The organism is Stenotrophomonas sp. FBCC-B152 (assembly GCF_059134105.1).
The window spans coordinates 1052648-1069877 of the sequence record NZ_CP101442.1 but is presented as its reverse complement, the minus strand read 5'-3'; the positions used below and the strand labels follow the sequence as shown (position 1 = coordinate 1069877).

The 17230-nt window shown below is 67.6% G+C and carries 17 protein-coding genes; 12 read left to right on the top strand and 5 right to left on the bottom strand.

Going from position 1 to position 17230, the window contains the following annotated elements; genetic code table 11:
* Positions 1–48: 48 nt before the first annotated feature.
* Entirely contained in the window at positions 49–1350 is a 1302-nt protein-coding gene (locus NMB40_RS05165) for an NAD(P)/FAD-dependent oxidoreductase (protein WP_494360362.1), read from the top strand.
* Positions 1351–1455: 105 nt separating this feature from the next.
* Here the strand turns inward: NMB40_RS05165 and NMB40_RS05160 are convergent, their stop codons facing one another.
* A complete protein-coding gene (locus tag NMB40_RS05160; protein WP_494360361.1) occupies positions 1456–2118 on the bottom strand; it encodes a DUF6338 family protein in 663 nt (220 codons plus the stop codon).
* Between the two features lie 307 nt (positions 2119–2425).
* Between NMB40_RS05160 and NMB40_RS05155 the strand changes: the two genes are divergently transcribed.
* Together NMB40_RS05155 and NMB40_RS05150 are read left to right on the top strand one after the other, a co-directional pair.
* The gene (locus NMB40_RS05155) at positions 2426–3766 is read left to right on the top strand and encodes a diguanylate cyclase (RefSeq protein WP_494360360.1); all 1341 of its coding nucleotides are present in this window, start codon (positions 2426–2428) and stop codon (positions 3764–3766) included.
* A gap of 69 nt (positions 3767–3835) precedes the next feature.
* Positions 3836–4297, top strand: a complete 462-nt coding sequence (locus tag NMB40_RS05150; RefSeq protein ID WP_282246435.1) for a bacteriohemerythrin — start codon at positions 3836–3838, stop codon at positions 4295–4297.
* Here the strand turns inward: NMB40_RS05150 and NMB40_RS05145 are convergent.
* Positions 4278–5573: an MFS transporter gene (locus NMB40_RS05145; RefSeq protein WP_494360359.1), complete on the bottom strand. Its 1296-nt coding sequence runs from the start codon at positions 5571–5573 to the stop codon at positions 4278–4280. The two genes, NMB40_RS05150 and NMB40_RS05145, sit on opposite strands and share 20 nt — an antisense overlap.
* 200 nt (positions 5574–5773) lie before the next feature.
* Here NMB40_RS05145 and aptA point away from each other — a divergent pair, with 200 nt between their 5' ends.
* From aptA to NMB40_RS05115, 6 genes are all read left to right on the top strand, one after another.
* Positions 5774–7126: an omega-aminotransferase AptA gene (gene aptA, locus NMB40_RS05140; RefSeq protein WP_494360358.1), complete on the top strand. Its 1353-nt coding sequence runs from the start codon at positions 5774–5776 to the stop codon at positions 7124–7126.
* A gap of 52 nt (positions 7127–7178) precedes the next feature.
* Entirely contained in the window at positions 7179–8057 is an 879-nt protein-coding gene (locus tag NMB40_RS05135) for a ParB N-terminal domain-containing protein (RefSeq protein ID WP_494360357.1), read from the top strand.
* A gap of 59 nt (positions 8058–8116) precedes the next feature.
* Entirely contained in the window at positions 8117–9409 is a 1293-nt protein-coding gene (locus NMB40_RS05130; protein ID WP_494360356.1) for a DUF445 domain-containing protein, read from the top strand.
* Positions 9410–9588: 179 nt separating this feature from the next.
* On the top strand, positions 9589–9987 hold the full coding sequence (locus tag NMB40_RS05125) for a DUF4124 domain-containing protein (protein WP_494360355.1): 399 nt from the start codon (positions 9589–9591) through the stop codon (positions 9985–9987).
* Positions 9988–10032: 45 nt separating this feature from the next.
* The gene (locus tag NMB40_RS05120) at positions 10033–10188 is read left to right on the top strand and encodes a hypothetical protein (RefSeq protein ID WP_494360354.1); all 156 of its coding nucleotides are present in this window, start codon (positions 10033–10035) and stop codon (positions 10186–10188) included.
* 39 nt (positions 10189–10227) lie between these two features.
* A complete protein-coding gene (locus NMB40_RS05115) occupies positions 10228–10533 on the top strand; it encodes an addiction module antidote protein (protein ID WP_494360353.1) in 306 nt (101 codons plus the stop codon).
* A 6-nt stretch (positions 10534–10539) separates the two neighbouring features.
* Here the strand turns inward: NMB40_RS05115 and NMB40_RS05110 are convergent, their stop codons facing one another.
* Positions 10540–11766 (bottom strand): aminotransferase class V-fold PLP-dependent enzyme, encoded by a 1227-nt coding sequence (locus NMB40_RS05110; RefSeq protein ID WP_494360352.1) that lies wholly within the window; start codon positions 11764–11766, stop codon positions 10540–10542.
* Between the two features lie 281 nt (positions 11767–12047).
* Between NMB40_RS05110 and NMB40_RS05105 the strand changes: the two genes are divergently transcribed.
* Genes NMB40_RS05105 through NMB40_RS05095 form a run of 3 tightly spaced genes read left to right on the top strand, consistent with a single transcriptional unit; the run spans position 12048 to position 14331 of the window.
* Positions 12048–12371 (top strand): DUF3649 domain-containing protein, encoded by a 324-nt coding sequence (locus NMB40_RS05105; protein ID WP_494360351.1) that lies wholly within the window; start codon positions 12048–12050, stop codon positions 12369–12371.
* Complete coding sequence (locus NMB40_RS05100) at positions 12368–14005, top strand: PepSY-associated TM helix domain-containing protein (RefSeq protein ID WP_494360350.1); 1638 nt, start codon at positions 12368–12370, stop codon at positions 14003–14005. Before NMB40_RS05105 ends, NMB40_RS05100 begins: the two co-directional genes overlap by 4 nt.
* Entirely contained in the window at positions 14002–14331 is a 330-nt protein-coding gene (locus NMB40_RS05095) for a DUF3325 domain-containing protein (protein WP_494360349.1), read from the top strand. The genes NMB40_RS05100 and NMB40_RS05095 overlap by 4 nt, the downstream gene beginning before the upstream one ends.
* A 9-nt stretch (positions 14332–14340) precedes the next feature.
* Here NMB40_RS05095 and rlmKL read toward each other — a convergent pair whose 3' ends face one another.
* Positions 14341–16485: a bifunctional 23S rRNA (guanine(2069)-N(7))-methyltransferase RlmK/23S rRNA (guanine(2445)-N(2))-methyltransferase RlmL gene (gene rlmKL / locus NMB40_RS05090; protein WP_494360348.1), complete on the bottom strand. Its 2145-nt coding sequence runs from the start codon at positions 16483–16485 to the stop codon at positions 14341–14343.
* A 176-nt stretch (positions 16486–16661) separates the two neighbouring features.
* Positions 16662–17192, bottom strand: a complete 531-nt coding sequence (locus tag NMB40_RS05085; RefSeq protein WP_494360347.1) for an alpha/beta hydrolase — start codon at positions 17190–17192, stop codon at positions 16662–16664.
* Between the last annotated feature and the right edge of the window lie 38 nt (positions 17193–17230).

The window sequence follows — 17230 nt, the reverse complement described above, 5'->3', positions numbered from 1 at the left end:
ACAGCGGGCGCACCTGCCCTCGACACAGGTTGCTGGCATGCTGTGCGCATGAGCGAGCCCCCGATGAGCCTGGCCGGACAGGCGCATGCACCCAGCTGGTATGCCGACAGCGTGCCCGACACGCCACTGCGCGCGCCGCTGCGGGGCGACCATGCCACCGACGTGTGCGTGCTGGGCGCCGGCTACACCGGCCTGTCGGCTGCGCTGTCCTTGGCCGAACGCGGCTACCGGGTGACCGTGCTCGAAGCGCACCGGGTCGGCTGGGGCGCCTCGGGCCGCAATGGCGGCCAGGCCATTGTCGGCTACGGCTGCGAGGTGGATACGCTGGAACGGCTGGTCGGCAATGCCGATGCGCGCCGGCTGTTCGACTTCTCGCGTGAAGGCATGGCCCTGCTCCGCCACCGCCTGAGCCACTACGCGATCGACTGCGACTGGCGCGATGGCCACGCCAGCGTGCCGATCAATGCACGGCAGGAGCGTGCGTTGCGTGCGGGCATGGATACCCTGGTGGAGCGCTACGACTACCCACTGCAGTGGTGGGACCGGCAGCAGCTGCAAAGCCAGCTCGACAGCCCGCGCTATCGCAGCGCGATGTTCGATGCGGCCAGCGGCCATCTGCATCCGCTGGCCTATGCGCAGGGGCTGGCTCGCGCGGCTGAGGGGCTTGGCGTGGTGATCCATGAGGCCAGCCCTGTCGTTGAACTGGTGCGCGGGAACCGCCCGCAGCTGCGGACAGCCCACGGCAACGTCACCGCAAACCAGGTGGTCATCGCCGGCAATGCCTGGCTGCAGGGCATCGCGCCGGAGCTGGAGAGCCGGATCATGCCGGTGGGTACCTACATCGGCGCCAGCGCGCCCTTGGGCGAGGAACGGGCGCGGGCGCTGATCCGCAATGACATGGCCGTGGCCGATGTCAGCTGGGCACTGGACTACTTCAAGCTCAGTACCGACCACCGCCTGCTGTTCGGCGGCCGCGCCAGCTATTCGGCGCTGCCGCCGCCGAACCTGCGCGGGGTAATGACCAAACGCATGCATCAGGTGTTTCCGCAGCTGGCGGACGTGGGCATGGAACAGGTCTGGGGCGGCTACGTGGACATCACCCGCAACCGCGCCCCGCACTGGGGCCGGCTCACGCCCAACGTGTACTTCGCGCAGGGTTTCTCCGGCCATGGCGTGGCGGCGACGGGATTGGCAGGCAAGGTCATTGCCGATGCCATTGCCGGCCAGAACGAACGGCTGGATGTGTTCGAGCGCATCCCGCATGGGCGCTTCCCCGGTGGGAAGCTGCTGCGTACGCCACTGCTGGTGGCCGCGATGTCCTGGTACAAGCTGCGGGATGTGTTGGGGTGAAGGCTGCGCAGTGATGCGCAGCGCTCTACTCAAGGCCGCTTTGGTGCAGGCGGTGGATTCGGCGGAAGCTTGGGCCGATTACTGCGAACCGGTTGATCCGCGCCGTCAGAACGCACGCGTCTCCATGGCGGCAGTGGTGGATTGGAACCGTTGCGTAAAACAGCCATTTCGAACTCCTTCACCCATTATCACTTCGACCCACCTGACATCGGTCGCTTGAATGATTATGCCCTCCAGATCAATCAGATCCACCGGATTTCCATCATCGTCGATCCACGCAGGATCGAGGATGTAGAACTGGCCACGGCCTGGATTCAGAGGCCACTCCTTCGGCCAACCCGTGAGCCGCCTCCCGTCGACCAGGTGCAGTACGACATCGGAAAGGCTCGAACCCAACACGCCATGCCACTCGCTTGAATGTGAACTGCGCGAAGTCAGCCCCTTCTTCCTCAGCCAGGAATGAACGGTATCTTTGTTGACCGCACCCGCCATCAACGCACCCAAAGCTGTCGCAATCAACACCGAGCAGGTGAGTTGGCTCGTCGATGTCCACTCTCCGACGGACCAGATCCGGCCGAGTGCTTCCAACACGGCCTCAATCATCCGAGTGACGGCATGAAAAACGAACGTAAAGACCAGCGCTTCAACTGTCCTTTCGAATTGACTGGGTTTGGGATGAGACGTGAATCCGTAGAAGATCGATGCGGAAAGGAAGCCGGGCAGCAGGAACGTGAGCAGCGGGGTCACTTCCTTGTAGAGATTGTCCATGTGTTGCCGACCCGAGTTGCGCGTACAGAGGAATCGTAAGGAACGTGAGCAGGCCGGGACGTGCATCAGATCTCATTCCAGCGTGGTAGCGATTGATTTTTCCTACGGTTTGGCTGCGTCGCGCGATAGGGGCTGCCACGCAGGGCGTGGCACTACGGTCCGGGAGTTGTGGGGGTATCGGAGGTCCCCGGGGGTCCGGGGGGCCGGGATCCGGACATTGCGGTCACAGATCCGGAGATTGGGCCTAAAGTCCGGCGTGAAGACGCCGATACACCTTCCGACCCTCTCGGATTCGAGCGTACGCAACATGCCGGCACTGTTTCAGGGCGCCTTCCCCAGCGACCCCGGTGATGACCTCCCCCAGCGGATCCTGCTGGTGGAGAACTCGCGCACGTTCACCACGATGCTCAAGGAAGCGATCGAGCAGCGGCTGGAGCTGCCGGTGTCGGTGGCGACCTCGCTGGCCGAGGCCGGACGCCTGCTGGATGAGGAACAGGGCTGGTTCCTGGTGCTGACCGGGCTGGTGCTGGCCGATGGCGACCGCGACAAGGTGGTGGAGTACTTCCTGTCGCGCGGGCTGCGCACGGTGGTGGTCAGCGGGGTGTACGACGAGGACCTGCGCAAGCGCGTGCTGCAGCAGCAGATCATCGATTACGTGCTCAAGAACACCCCCGGCAGCATCGATTACCTGGTGTGGCTGGTGCAGCGGCTTGAGCGCAACCGGCGCATCGCCGCGCTGGTGGTGGACGATTCGATGTCCGCTCGCATGTACGCCGCCTCGCTGCTTCGCATGTACGGCCACGATGTCTACGAAGCGGCCGACGGTTCCGAGGGCCTGAAGGCAATCGAGGCCCACCCGGCGATCCGGCTTGCGGTGGTCGACCAGGAAATGCCCGGCATGGAGGGCGTGGAGTTCACCCGCCGCCTGCGCACCCTGCGCTCGCGCGACAAGGTGGCGGTGATCGGCATTTCCGGCAACACCGATCCGTCGCTGATTCCGCGCTTCCTCAAGAACGGCGCCAACGACTTCCTGCGCAAGCCGTTCTCGCGCGAGGAGTTCTTCTGCCGCGTCTCGCAGAACGTCGACCAGCTGGAGCTGATCGGCACGCTGCAGGACCTGGCTACCCGCGATTTCCTCACCGGCCTGCCCAACCGCCGCTGCTTCCTGGAGCAGAGCACGCGCCAGCTGCCCAAGCTGCAGCTGGAAGGCGAGCAGGTCGCGGTGGCGATGATCGACATCGACCACTTCAAGCACATCAACGACACCCACGGCCATGAAGCCGGCGACGACGCGTTGCGGGCGGTCGCTGCAGCGGTCGCCGACCACGCGCGCGACCAGGACCTGATCGCGCGCTTCGGTGGCGAAGAGTTCTGCCTGCTGGTACCGGGGCTGGAAGAAGACGAAGCGATCGGCTACTTCGAGATCCTGCGCCAGCGTATCGAAGCGCTGGAAGTGGACCTGGGCCACACCACGCTGCGCATGACCGTCAGTATCGGCTTGTGCTGCCTGCGCCCGCAGCATGATTCGCTGCACCGGCTGATCTCAGAGGCCGACCGCCAGCTGTACCTGGCCAAGGCCGATGGCCGCAACCGCGTGTGCAGCACGCGCGAGGCCACCGCCGCCCGGGAACCCGCGCTGGCGCCTTGATCCAGATCAACGCAGGCGCGCCCTGCCCTGCCTAGAGTCGTTCCCAGCGAACATCACAGGGAACGCAGCATGGCACTTCTGGTCTGGCAGGACGACCTGAACATCGGCATCGACGTCATCGACCACCAGCACATGCGCATCGTGGAGATGCTCAACCATCTGCACGTGGCGCAGACCAGCCTGCACAAAGTCGCCGTGGCCGAGGTGATCGACGAACTGGTGGACTACACCATGTCGCACTTCGCGTTCGAGGAAGAGCTGATGGAAGAAGCCGGCTACCCGTTCTGCGCCGCGCACAAGCGCGTGCACGAGATCTTCGGCAAGCGCGTGGCCGAATACCGGCTGCGCTTCCAGGCCGGCGAGGACGTCACCGACGAGCTGCGCACGATGCTGTCGCGCTGGCTGTTCAACCACATCCGGGGCGATGACAAGGCTTACGCCGAATCGGTCAAGCAGCACCTGAACCAGTTCGCCCGCGACCACCAGCAGGGCAGCTGGCTGGGCCGCACGCTCAAGCGGATTTTCCGCTGAGCCGGGTCGGCCGCCCCATGGCCAGCAGCGCCAGGATGGTGATCACCGCGGTCAGGCACAGGTAGTAGCCCACCGCGACCAGGCCGAAACGGCCGGCCAGCCAGGTGGCCACGTACGGCGCCGGGGCCGCGCCGAGGATGCCGGCCAGGTTGAACGACAGCGAGGCGCCGGTATAGCGCACCTGCACCGGGTAGATTTCGGCCAGGAACGTGCCGCAGGGGCCGTAGGTCAAGCCCATCAGGAACAGGCCCAGTGCAAGGAAGCCGACCACCAGCCACGGGCTGCCGGCCTGGAACAACGGGGCGAACAGCACGCCGAAGCCCAGGATCAACCCGCTGGCCACGATCATCGTGCGCCGGGTGCCCCAGCGGTCGCCGTACATCGCCGACAGCGGGATGCCGGCGGCGAAGAACAGGATGCCCACCATCTGCAGCAGCAGGAACTGCTCGCGGCTGTAGCGCAGCACCGTGGTGCCGTAGCCCAGGGTGAACACCGTCATCAGGTAGAACAGCACGAAGGTGGCGAACGCACCCAGCGTACCCAGCACCAGCGTGCGCGGGTGGTGCCGCAGCACGGTCCACATGGGCAGGCGCACGCGCTCGTTGCGGTCCAGTGCGGCCTGGAACTGCGGGGTCTCGTGGATGTTCAGGCGCACCCACAGGCCTACCGCCACCAGCAACGAGCTGGCCAGGAACGGCACGCGCCAGCCCCATTGCAGGAAGTCCGCATCGCTCATCGCGCGGCCCAGCAGCAGGAAGATGCCGGCCGAGAGCAGGAAGCCCAGGGGCGCGCCCAACTGCGGGAACATGCCGTACCAAGCGCGCTTGCCCGGCGGCGCGTTCTCGGTGGCCAGCAATACCGCCCCACCCCACTCGCCGCCCAACCCCAGGCCCTGGCCGAACCGGCACAGCGCCAGCAGCGCCGGCGCCACGATGCCGATGCTGGCGTGGGTGGGCAGCAGGCCGATCGCCACGGTCGACACACCCATGGTCAGCAGCGCCGCCACCAGCGTGGCCTTGCGTCCGATCCGGTCGCCGTAATGGCCGAACACCGCCGAGCCCACCGGGCGGGCGATGAAGGCCACCGCGAAGGTCGCCAGCGACTGCAGCAGCGCCGCGCCCTCGCTGCTGCCGGGGAAGAACAGGTGCGGGAACACCAGCACCGCCGCCGTGGCGTAGATGTAGAAATCGAAGAATTCGATGGTGGTGCCGATCAGGCTGGCCAGCAGGATACGGCGGGGCGAATTGGCGGCGTGGGCAGCGGCAGGAGTCGACATCGGTCACGTGCGGGAAGATCAGCTGCCCGATTCTGCCACGTGACCGCAACCGACCGGCGGGATGGTTGCACCGGCAACAGTGACTGGCCCGCCCACGACACCCCCGGTAGCCCCGGCCGTTGGCCGGACCAGGCGGTCCACAACGAAGCAACGATCCAGGCAGTAAAGTCGAGACCATCCACATCCGCGGATCCAGCACCATGGCCCTCACGGAAACGCCAGCGTCTTCGCTGTCCCAAAACGCGCCCACCACCCTCGACGCCTGGTGGATGCCGTTTACCGCCAACCGCCAGTTCAAGGCCGCACCGCGCCTGCTGGTGCGTGCCGAAGGCATGTACTACCACGACGTGGACGACCGCCCGATCCTTGATGGCGCCGCCGGGCTGTGGTGCTGCAACGCCGGGCACGCCCGGCCGCGGATCGTGCAGGCCATCCAGCAGCAGGCGACCACGCTGGATTTCGCCCCGCCGTTCCAGATGGGCTCGCCGCTGCCGTTCGTGCTGGCCGAGCGCCTGGCCGCGCTCGCCCCCGGACCGCTGAACCACGCCTTCTTCACCAACTCCGGTTCCGAGGCGGTGGATACGGCGATGAAGATCGTGCTCGGCTACCACCGGCTGCGTGGCGAAGGCCAGCGCACCCGTTTCATCGGGCGCGAGAAGGCCTACCACGGGGTCGGTTTCGGTGGGCTGTCGATCGGCGGCCTGCCCAACAACCGTAAGGGCTTCGGCCCGCTTCTGGCAGGCAGCGACTTCCTGCGCCACACCCTGGACCTGTCCCGCAATGCCTTCAGCCCCGGGCTGCCGCGCCACGGCGCCGAGCTGGCCGAGGACCTGGAGCGGCTGATCGCGCTGCATGACGCGTCGACCATCGCCGCGGTGTTCGTCGAGCCCATCGCCGGGTCGGCCGGGGTGATCCTGCCGGCGCCGGGCTACCTTCAGCGCCTGCGCGAGATCTGCGACCAGCACGGCATCCTGCTGGTGTTCGACGAGGTCATCACCGGTTTCGGCCGGGTCGGCAATGCCTTTGCCGCGCAGCGCTTCGGGGTCACTCCCGACCTGCTGACGATGGCCAAGGGCCTGACCAACGGCGCGGTGCCCATGGGCGCGGTGATGGTGTCCGATGCCATCCACGCCGCCTACATGCAGGGCCCGCCCGGGGCCATCGAGCTGTTCCATGGCTATACCTATTCCGGCCACCCGCTGGCCTGCGCGGCCGCGCTGGCGGCGCTGGACACCTATGCGGCGGAGGGCCTGTTCGACCGTGCCATCGAACTGGGCGAGTACTGGCAGACCCGCCTGCACAGCCTGCGCGGGCTGCCCAACGTGGTGGACATCCGCAACTTCGGGCTGATCGGTGCGGTGGAACTGGCGCCGCGCAAGGACGCCCCCGGCAGCCGGGGCTATGAGGTGTTCGAGCGCTGCTTCCGCGATGGGCAGCTGCTGGTGCGCTGTACCGGCGATGTGATCGCGCTGTCGCCGCCGCTGATCATCGACCGGGCGCAGATCGACCGGATCGTGGACGTGCTGGGCGAGATGATCCGCGCCACGGCGTGACGCCGGCGACCGGTACAATGGGCGGTCAACAGCTGCTCGCCAACCGGATTGCATGGACATCGTCGTCAAAGAAGAACTCAAGGCCTACATCGATCCGCTTACCGCCGATGAGCACGAGGCGCTGGAGCGCAGCATCCTGGCCGAAGGCTGCCGCGACGCGCTGGTGCTGTGGAACGATGTACTTGTGGATGGGCACAACCGTTACGGCATCTGCCAGAAGCACGGCCTGCCGTTCCAGACGGTGCAGAACACCCGCTTCCAGTCGATGGACGATGTGCACCTGTGGATGATCGAACAGCACCTGGGCCGGCGCAGCGTCTCCGATTTCCAGCGCGGCGTGCTGGCCCTGCGCAAGCGCGACATCCTGGCCGAGCGCCACCGCGCCGACCAGGCCCAGCTGCAGCGCGAAAGCGACGGCGAGATTGCCGATGCCACGCCTGAAGGCGATGAGGACAGCCCGCCGTGGGCACCGGCGCCGAAGGTGAGCCGCGCCGACATGGCGCGCGAAGCCCGGTTGAGCAGCAGCCAGGTGACGATGATCGAACGCATCCACAAGCAGGCCGCACCGGAGCTGGTGGAAGCGGTCAAGAGCGGCGTGATCTCGATCAGCGCCGCGGCTGCGGTGGCTGCGCTGCCGGAAGAGGAACAGCGCGCGGCGGCGGCGGCCGGCAAGGACGAACTGAAGCAGGCGGCCAAGCGCGTGCGCGAGGCCAAGCGTAAGCCGCGCAAGCCGGTCCAGGAGGTGCTGCACAGCGCCGATGGCGAACTGGAGATCGATCCGAGCCGTGAGGCCGAGATTGCCGACGCGCTGGCCTCGCTGGGCGAAGGCCCGGCCGAGCTGCGCCAGCGGGTGATTGCGTTGACGCTCGAGAACGATGCGCTCCGCGCGCAGCTGGCGGCACTTCGCCGACAGGTCGCCGAAGTGGCGTGATCCGGCCCTCCGGATGACTGTCGAGGTGGCGTTCGCGCCCAGGTCGATACACTGGCCGCATGAACACCACACCTTCACTTGACCCCCGCCGCGCGCAGCTGCGTCGCCTCAAGGCCATTGCCCTGGCGATGCTGCTGGCCATGCTGGCCGGCTTTGTCATCAGCCACCTCAACGGCGAACGCGGCATCTGGGCGTGGGTGTCCGCATTCTGCGAAGCGGCTGCGGTGGGCGCGTTGGCCGACTGGTTCGCGGTGGTGGCGCTGTTCCGCCACCCACTGGGCCTGCCGATCCCGCATACGGCGATCATCCCGCGCAGCAAGGAACGCATCGCCGACAGCCTGGCGGTGTTCGTGCGCGACCAGTTCCTGGAACCGCAGGCACTCCTGGCCCGGCTGCAGGTGTTCGACCCCGCCAGCCGGCTCGGCAGCTGGCTGGCCGATCCCGCGCGGTCGCGGCTGCTGGCCGACATGGCCCGGGGCTGGGCCCTGCAGGCGCTGGATTTCCTCGACGAAGCCGCCGTGCGCCGCAGCATCCAGGCCTTCGTGGTCGAGCAGCTGCGGCAGTGGAACGCGGCGGCCACCGCCGGTGAGCTGCTCGGCCTGCTCACCGCCGACAACCGCCACCAGCGGGTGCTGGATGAAGGGCTGACCCGGATCAGCCAGTGGATGGACAACGACGCGGTACGACAGCGCGCGTCGGAACTGATCGTCCGCTACATCCAGCGCGAATGGCCGAAGCTGGCCAGCACGGTCAACTGGGTCAAGCCAATCGACGAGATCGGCGACAGCCTGGCCGAGCGCATGGCGCACGCGGTGCTGGCCGAACTGCAGCAGATCCTGGCCGAGCCGGAACACCCGCTGCGCAAGGATTACGAGGCGTGGCTGGGCGACTACATCCAGCGCCTGCGGCACGACCCGGCACTGGCGGAAAAGGTCGACCAGCTCAAGCAGCAGGTGATCGACCACCCCGCGGTGCAGGAGTATGTGCAGGGCCTGTGGGCGCGCATCCATGCCAGCCTGCGCGCCGACCTGTCCCGCGAGGACTCGGCGCTGGCCGCGCACCTGCGGCGCAGCTTGGCCAAGGTCGGCCAGGCGCTGCAGGACGATCCCTCGTTGCGCGAAGCGCTCAACCAGCACCTCATGGACGGCGCCGAGCGCTTGACCAGCCGCCTGCGCGAGGGCGTGACCAGCCATATCGCCCAGACCGTGAAGGGATGGGACGAACGGCACCTGGTGGAGCAGCTGGAGCTGAGCGTGGGACGCGACCTGCAGTTCATCCGGTTCAACGGCACCCTGGTGGGTGGGTTGATCGGGCTGCTGCTGCATGCGTTGACCGTGTGGATGCAGTGGTAATGCACGGTCACGACCAACGGTCGTGACCTACCGCATCCGGCTTCGACCAACGTCGGTAGGTCACGACCGTTGGTCGTGACGCGCGTGGCGCCCGGTTGACAGATTGCCCGGGTGTTTTTGAGACGTAGTTCGCGTATTCTGCCGCGCATTCAGGGCTGGAGTGGCCCGCCGGGGGAATCATGCGAAGGACGATCGTGACGCTGGCGCTGTGCGCGCTGGCCTGCAATGCCCATGCCGGGCGCGTGTACAAATGCGCCGCTGGCGGCCAGACCATCTACCAGACCGTGCCCTGCCCGCCCGAGCAGGACACCGGCGTGACCCGGCCGATCGTCAAGGATCCCAACCTCACCTGGGAAGAGCGCACCCGCGCCCAGCGCGACCTGCACCAGGCCCGTCGCCGCATGCAGGCCGACGCCGGTCGTGGCGAGCCGCCGGTGCGCGGTACCGTCATCGACGGCGCGGCCAATCCGGAACAGTGCGAAGAACTGCGCGCCCGTCGCGAGATCGGCGAGCTGTTTGGACGCCCCGCGCCGGAGCGCATCGACGCCGAAATCGCCAAGGCCTGCAGTTCGCGCTGAACGAAGCGTTGGACCTGTCGGGTACGCCTTGCACGCTGTATCCAAATGGATACATTCGGCGTATGGTCCGGCTACCGCGTGTACTTCACGCGGCGGGGCCGGCAAATCATCATTCTGCTATGCGCAGGCGACAAGGACAGCCAAGCTCCGGACATCCTGCAGGCGCAGAAGATGGCCGCCCATTTCCCGCGTGGAGCGTGATGCAACCACAGCGCGCAACTGCCCCTTCAGGATTCAACCATGAGCAAGCCAGTCCTCGTTGCTTTCGATCCCGCGGATCATCTGGTCGACGATGCGGCCATTGCGCAGTACCTCACCGAGGCACTTTCCGCGGATGACGCCCCGCATTTCCGGGATGCACTCCAAGTGGTGGCGCGCGCCCGTGGCATGGCGCAGATTGCGGAGGCCTCTGGCCTCGGGCGGGAGAGTCTCTACAAGGCACTCAAGCCGGGCGCGCATCCCCGCTTCGACACCGTTCAACGGGTACTTGGCGCTCTCGGTGTGCGCCTGATCATCGAGCCGCTGGAACAGCCAGGTACAGCCTGACATCCATCAGGCAAGCGCGCGGATGGCGTCGATCAGCGACCGCATCTGCGCGGGCGTGGTGAAGATGCCGGGTGTCACGCGCACGCAGGCGCCGGACGCCAACCCTTCGCGGGCCACGACGAAGACACCGGACTGTTGCAGCATGCGCTCGGCCGTGGCGGTGTTGGCCTCCAGGCTGACTTGCCCGCGCAGGCGGAAGGCGGCGATGGCGCTGGACAGACGCGGATCCGGTGACGCCAGCAGTTGGATCCGGCCGTCTTCGCGCAGCGCATCCAGCCACTGGTTGCGCAGGCGCAGCAGGCGGGCGCGCTTGTTGGCCACGCCGATCCGCTGGTGCAGCGACAATGCTGCCGGCAAGGCCATCACCGCCGCGAAATTGACCGTGCCGGTGTGGACGCGGCTGTCGATATCGCCAGTGTCGGCCTCGCCCATGCAGGGATCCAGGTCCTGCACACGGCCGCGCCGCACGTAGAGCGCGCCCAGGCCAACCGGCGCGCCGATCCACTTGTGCAGGTTGATGCCGACGAAATCCGCGCCCAGCGCGTGCAGCGGCGTGTCGACCTGGCCGATGCCATGTGCCGCATCCAGCACCACGTCCGCGCCGGCCGCGCGGGCCAGCGCGCTGATCTCCGCCACCGGCAGCAGCATGCCGTTGCGGTGGCCAACCTGGGTGAGCAGCAGCAGGCGGGTGCGCGGGTAGCGCGCCAGCGCCTGGCGGTAGGCGTCCACGATGCCGTCGTGGTCGAATGGCTCCGGCAGCACGATGCGCTGTACCTCCACGCCCCTGCGCTCACCCAGCCACTGCATCGCAGCGATCGCGCTTTCATGGTCGGTGTCCGCATACAGCACGGTGTCGCCCGGAGACAGGTGCCGGTAGCCGGCAATCAGTACCTGCATCGCTTCCGTCGCGCCCCGGGTCAGCGCGATCTCATCGGCGCCCACGCCCAGCGCGGCGGCCAGCGTTGCACGCGCGTGTTCCAGCAACGGCGGGAATTCCCGTCGCCCGAACCACGCATTGTCGCGGTTCACCCGCGCGGTAGCGCGCTGATAGGCCTGCAACACCGACCGTGCCATGGAACCCCAGTATCCGTTGTCGAGCATGACCACTTCGTCGGTGAGGTCGTACAGCGCCGCTACCTGGGCCCACCAGTCCTCGTCGGCGGCCAGCACGGCAGGGTCTCGCCCGGCGGCATCGGGCAGTGCGTCGCGATCGTGCAGGTCTGCGTCGGTCATGCCACCAGTATCGCAGCGGCAGCGAGAAGAGCCGGTAACGCCCAACCATCAATCAATCTTGCCGAAGCGAATGATAATGACTATCATTCCCGCATTGGATGCTTCCCCGATGCCGTCCTGCGCGCTGCCGATGGTGGCGCTGCCATGGGCGCGCTGGGGCAGCAACGTTCTCCAGGGATACCCCCGCCCTGTGCGGCGGCTTGGCCACGGATGGCCACCCTCCCCCCGTCACCGGCCCCGGCCGGTGACGTTCGTTGTTCGACCCGACATTGCAGGTTACCGTGGACAGCACGCCTGATGCCAGCTGGTTCAACCGTTTCGGCGGTTTCTTCGCCCGCCCCTGGCTGGGAGTGCTGTCGCGTTCAATGGCCGCGATCATCGGCGGTTACGCGCTGGCCGCCACCTGTTCGATGTTCTTCGCCGTGGCCCTGCCCATCGCCCGTGCCCAGGCGGTGCTGACCGGCATGTTGGTGGCCATCGTGCTGTGCGCCTGTGCGGCGTTGTGGGCGTTCGCCAGCCGCACGGCGCTGCGCGCCTGGATCGGCATTGCTGCGCCTACCGCGCTGTTCTGGCTGGGCACCCTCGCACTGGGAGCACGTGCATGAAGAATGGATTCCGCCAGTCCATGGCCTGGCTGCACACCTGGACCGGGCTGCTGGTGGGCTGGCTGCTGCTGCTCATCTTCATGGCCGGCACCGCCAGCTACTACCGCGAAGAAATCAGCCGCTGGATGCGCCCGGAACTGCCGCGCAGCAGTGTGTCCACCGAGGTGGCCGCCGAGCGCGCGGTGGCGTTCCTGCAGCACAAGGCGCCGCAGGCCGAAAGCTGGAACGTGACCCTGCCCGACCCGCGCAACCCGGCCATGCGCATGTTCTGGCGCAACCCCGAATCCATGGTGAAACCGCCGGCCGAAGGCGAAAAGCGCCGCCGCGGCGGTGGCCGATTCGGCGATGCCACGGTGGACCCGGCCAGCGGCGAGGAAGTGGCCGCGCGCGAAACCCGCGGCGGCGACTTCTTCTACCGCCTGCATTTCGACCTGCATTACATCCCGGTGCTGTGGGCGCGCTACCTGGTGGGCTTCTGCGCGATGTTCATGCTGGTGGCGATCATCACCGGGGTGATCACCCACAAGAAGATCTTCAAGGACTTCTTTACCTTCCGGCCTGAAAAAGGCTTGCGTTCGTGGCTGGACTTCCACAACGTCAGCGCGGTGATGGCCCTGCCCTACCACGCGATGATCACCTACACCGGCATCGTCACGCTGATGTTCATGTACCTGCCGCAGGGGGTGAGCGTGGCCTATCCGAAGGACGAGGATGCGTTCTTCAGCGAGGCCTTCGCACGCTTGGCCGATCCGGCCGACCCCGCCGAAGGCAGCGCCGCTCCACTGCCGATCCAGCAGCTGCTCGACAGTGCGCGTGCCGAATGGAAGGGCGCGCAGGTCAGCGGCTTCACCGTGTTCCACCCGGGCGCGGCCAATGCGGTGATCGACATCTACCAGCGCGACGGCAAGCGTCTGTCGGTCGACACACCTTCGCTGCGCTACAACGCGGTCAGCGGCGCGTTGATCGAGACCAGCCCGGTGCCCGGTGGCGCCACCCACACCCGTGGCGTCATGTACGGCCTGCACCTGGCCCGCTTTGCGGACTGGGGCCTGCGCGCCCTGTTCTTCCTGTCCGGCCTGGTCGGTTGCCTGATGGTGGCCAGCGGCGTGGTGCTGTGGGCGGTCAAGGAGCGCCCCAAGCACGCCAAGGCCGGCCGGATCGGCTTCGGCCTGCGCCTGGTGGATGCGCTCAACATCGGCGCCGTGGCCGGCCTGCCGATCGCGTTTGCCGCCTATTTCTGGGGTAACCGCCTGCTGCCGCTGCAGATCGCGGAGCGTTCCGACGCGGAAGCGAGCGTGTTCTTCTATGCCTGGGGCGCCGCCCTGCTGGCGGCCTTCCTCTGGCCCAAGCGGTTGATGTGGGCCTGGCAGCTGTACCTGGGCGCGGCCTTGTTTGCGCTGATCCCGGTGATCAACGCGCTCACCACGCAGGCTCACCTCGGCGTGACCCTGCGCACGGGCGACTGGGCGCTGGCCGGTTTCGACCTCGTGATGCTCGCCTTCGGCGCGATGCTGGCGTACTGCGGCCTGCGCATGCAGCGTTGGCAGCCGGCGCTGAGCGCGGCCGAGAAGAAGAAGCGCCAGGCCGCTGCAGTTGCAGCCGCCACCCGCAACACTGCCGAGGCCAACGCATGATGCTGCTGGCGCTCACCTTGAATTTTTCGGCGTTCACCGCGCTGTCGCTGGCGATGGAAAAGCACCAGCTCGACCTGCACGGCAAGGCGCACGCCGGGCCCGCGCGCATGCGCCTGTGGCGCTGGCTGGGCTGGGCATTGCTGGCGATCGCGTTCGGCATCTGCGTGGCCGACCACGGCTGGGCCGCCGGCCCAGTGCTGTGGCTGGGCGCGATGACGATCAGCGGCCTGCTGATCGCCTTCGGCCTGTATCCCTGGCGACCGCGCTGGATCGCGCCGCTGGCCTGGGCATTACCCGTGATCGGGCTGGCGGCGGCTGCGCTGTAACGCGTTCGATCAGGCGCCGAAGCGCCGGATCTCCCACGCGCGATGGATGCGAGGATTGCGCTCGAAATCCTCGCCGATGGTGTCCGCGGAAATCTCGCGGCACTCGGCGAATTCCTTGATCACTTCCTCGTCCAGCTTGAAGCGGCGGAAGTTGTTCGAGAAATACAGCACGCCTTCCGGGCTCAGCCGCGCCACGGCCGCACGCAGCAACCGCACGTGTTCGCGCTGCACGTCGAAATCCTCGGCGCGGGCGGAGTTGGAGAACGTCGGCGGATCGCAGAAGATCACATCGAAGCGATGCCGCTCGGCTTCCAGCCAAGCCAATGCATCGGCCTGGATCAGCTGGTGCTGGCTGCCGCCCTTGCCGTTCAGGGCCAGGTTGTCGGCACACCACTGCAGGTAGGTGCCGGACAGGTCCACGCTGGTGGTGGAAGCCGCACCGGCCACTGCCGCCTGCACGCTGGCCACGCCGGTGTAGCAGAACAGGTTGAGGAAGCGCTTGCCCTGCGCTTCCTTGGCCATGTGCCAACGCAGCGGGCGGTGGTCCAGGAACAGGCCGGTGTCCAGGTAATCGAACAGGTTCACGCGCAGCAGCGCATCGTTTTCGCGCACCAGCACGAATTCGCCGCGCTGTTCGAAGCGGCCGTACTTGCTGCCGCCCTTGCCGCGTTCACGCGACTTCAGCGCCACCTGCTCGGCCGGCACCTGGAACACCTCGCGCGCGGCCGAGAGCAGCTCGTTACGGCGGCGGCGCACGTCGACGTCGGGAATGGTGGCCGGCGCGGCGTATTCCTGCACGTGCAGGAAGGTGCGGCCCGCACCACCATCTTCTTCGTACACGTCGATGGCGGCGGCGTACTCGGGCAGGTCGGCGTCGTACACGCGGTAGCAGGTGACCTGCTCGCGCGCCTTCCAGGTCTTGAACTTGCGGATGTTCTTGCGCAGCCGGTTGGCCACCATCTGCGCGCCCTCGCTCAGCTCGCGCGGCTGGCCCGCATTCTCGCGCTGCGGCACGGCGATGGGGTCGCACACGATCAACGCGCACTCGATGGCACCGTTGAACAGCTGGTACTTCTTGTTCGCGCGCAGGCCGGTGGCGAACGCCAGTTCGGCGCTGCCGCACAGCAGGCTGGCCCGCCACTGCGGCACGGCGCGCTTGAGCGCATCGCCCAGGCGGCGATACAGCACCGCATCGGCGGCCAGACGCTCGTCATACGGCGGGTTGCACACCACGCAACCGGTTTCCTGCGGCGGCACCTGCACATCGGCCACGTCGCGCACGCCGAACCAGATCGCCTCGGCGACACCGGCGGTTTCCGCGTTCTCCTTGGCCGCGCGGATGGCATGCGGGTCGATGTCGCTGCCGTGGATGACCTGCTTGAGCGCGGCGCGCCCGGCCTGCTCGCGGGTGCGTGCGTCGGCCATGAGGGCGTTCCAGGCATCACGATCAAAGCCCAGCCAGCGGCTCGGCGGAATGCTGCCGTGGCGCTGCAGGCCCGGAGCGACGTCGGCGGCCATCAGCGCGCCTTCGATCAGCAGCGTGCCGCTGCCGCACATCGGGTCGAGCAGGCCACCGCCTTCGGCGTGGATCTTGGGCCAGTTGGCGCGCATCAGCACGGCCGCCGCCAGGTTTTCCTTCAGCGGTGCTTCGTTCTGCGCCATGCGCCAGCCGCGCCGGTGCATCGGGCCGCCGCCGAGGTCGATCGAGATCGAGGCGCGTCCCTTGCGCAGCGACAGGTTGATGCGCACGTCCGGAAACTCGGTGTTCACCGAAGGCCGCTCCAGGCCCTGCGCGCGCAGGCTGTCGACCACGCCGTCCTTGACCCGCTGCGCGGCAAAGCGCGCGTGGGTGATTTCGGTGCCCGACACATGGGCGTCCACCGACAGGGTCAGCTCGGGGCTGATGTGCTGCTCCCACGGCATCGACGACACGCCCTGGTACAGCGATCCCTCGTCCGGGCAGTCGAACTCGGCCAGCGGCCACAGCACCCGGCTGGCCAGGCGCGACCACAGCACCACCTTCAGCGCCTGCGGCAGCTCGCCCTCGGCATTGACGCCGGAAATGGTGGCAGTGGCCCTGGGCAGGCCCAGCGCCAGCAGTTCGTCGGCGAGCAGGTACTCCAGGCCCTTGGCGCAGGAAACAAAGAATTTCACGGGATCGGTATCGCAGGTCAGCAGGAAGGGGGTGCCCACGGGCACCGCAGGCGGCCCGGGCGCAGGCGCCGGACCGTCCATTGTACGTGACCCGGCCGGAATCGCCCCGGGACGCCCTGCGGCGCATGCCAACCGCTGGTCGCCTCCGGTAGGTACCCACCGTTGGTGGGTACGCTTTAGAGGCTCCGAAGCAGCGCCTCGAACGCCTGCGCCGACGCATCCACGTGGTTGTTCAGGCGGTGCCCGTCATCGACCAGCAGCAGCCGCGCCGCGCGCGCCTGGGCCCAGGCGATCACATCGGCGGCCGGAATCAGCTCGTCGTGCCAGGCGTGGACCACGCTGGTGGGCACGCGGGCGGCGTCCAGCGCCGGCATCGGCCCCATCCGGGTCGGCGGCACCATCAGGAACAGGCCCCGGGTGGGCACCTGCAGCGAGGCGATGGCCGAAATGTAGGCGCCCAGCGAGGACCCGGCCAGCACCACCGGGCCCTGGGACGCGGCGGCGGCGCTGGCACGCTCGACCAGGCGCTGCAGGCGGGCGCGGACATCGCCCACGCTGCTGACCTCCCGCAGGGCATCCAGGTCGGTGTAGTCCGGGCGTTCATGGGTCCAGCCCAGCCGCTGGGCCACGTCGGCCAGTGCGGTCACCTTGGTGGCGTCCGGGCCGCTTTCGAAGCCGTGGGAAAGAATGCAGTGGCCGCGGCTCATGCAGCCACCGCGTGGAAATCGATATCAGCGCTCATGCC

Coding starts and splice junctions, on each gene's coding strand:
- NMB40_RS05135 (WP_494360357.1), top strand. CDS start 7,179: ATGGACATCGTCGTCAAAGAAGAACTCAAGGCCTACATCGATCCGCTT.
- NMB40_RS05095 (WP_494360349.1), top strand. CDS start 14,002: ATGATGCTGCTGGCGCTCACCTTGAATTTTTCGGCGTTCACCGCGCTG.
- NMB40_RS05155 (WP_494360360.1), top strand. CDS start 2,426: ATGCCGGCACTGTTTCAGGGCGCCTTCCCCAGCGACCCCGGTGATGAC.
- NMB40_RS05165 (WP_494360362.1), top strand. CDS start 49: ATGAGCGAGCCCCCGATGAGCCTGGCCGGACAGGCGCATGCACCCAGC.
- NMB40_RS05100 (WP_494360350.1), top strand. CDS start 12,368: ATGAAGAATGGATTCCGCCAGTCCATGGCCTGGCTGCACACCTGGACC.
- NMB40_RS05115 (WP_494360353.1), top strand. CDS start 10,228: ATGAGCAAGCCAGTCCTCGTTGCTTTCGATCCCGCGGATCATCTGGTC.
- NMB40_RS05125 (WP_494360355.1), top strand. CDS start 9,589: ATGCGAAGGACGATCGTGACGCTGGCGCTGTGCGCGCTGGCCTGCAAT.
- NMB40_RS05120 (WP_494360354.1), top strand. CDS start 10,033: ATGGATACATTCGGCGTATGGTCCGGCTACCGCGTGTACTTCACGCGG.
- NMB40_RS05160 (WP_494360361.1), bottom strand. CDS start 2,118: ATGGACAATCTCTACAAGGAAGTGACCCCGCTGCTCACGTTCCTGCTG.
- NMB40_RS05150 (WP_282246435.1), top strand. CDS start 3,836: ATGGCACTTCTGGTCTGGCAGGACGACCTGAACATCGGCATCGACGTC.
- aptA (WP_494360358.1), top strand. CDS start 5,774: ATGGCCCTCACGGAAACGCCAGCGTCTTCGCTGTCCCAAAACGCGCCC.
- NMB40_RS05130 (WP_494360356.1), top strand. CDS start 8,117: ATGAACACCACACCTTCACTTGACCCCCGCCGCGCGCAGCTGCGTCGC.
- NMB40_RS05085 (WP_494360347.1), bottom strand. CDS start 17,192: ATGAGCCGCGGCCACTGCATTCTTTCCCACGGCTTCGAAAGCGGCCCG.
- NMB40_RS05145 (WP_494360359.1), bottom strand. CDS start 5,573: ATGTCGACTCCTGCCGCTGCCCACGCCGCCAATTCGCCCCGCCGTATC.
- NMB40_RS05110 (WP_494360352.1), bottom strand. CDS start 11,766: ATGACCGACGCAGACCTGCACGATCGCGACGCACTGCCCGATGCCGCC.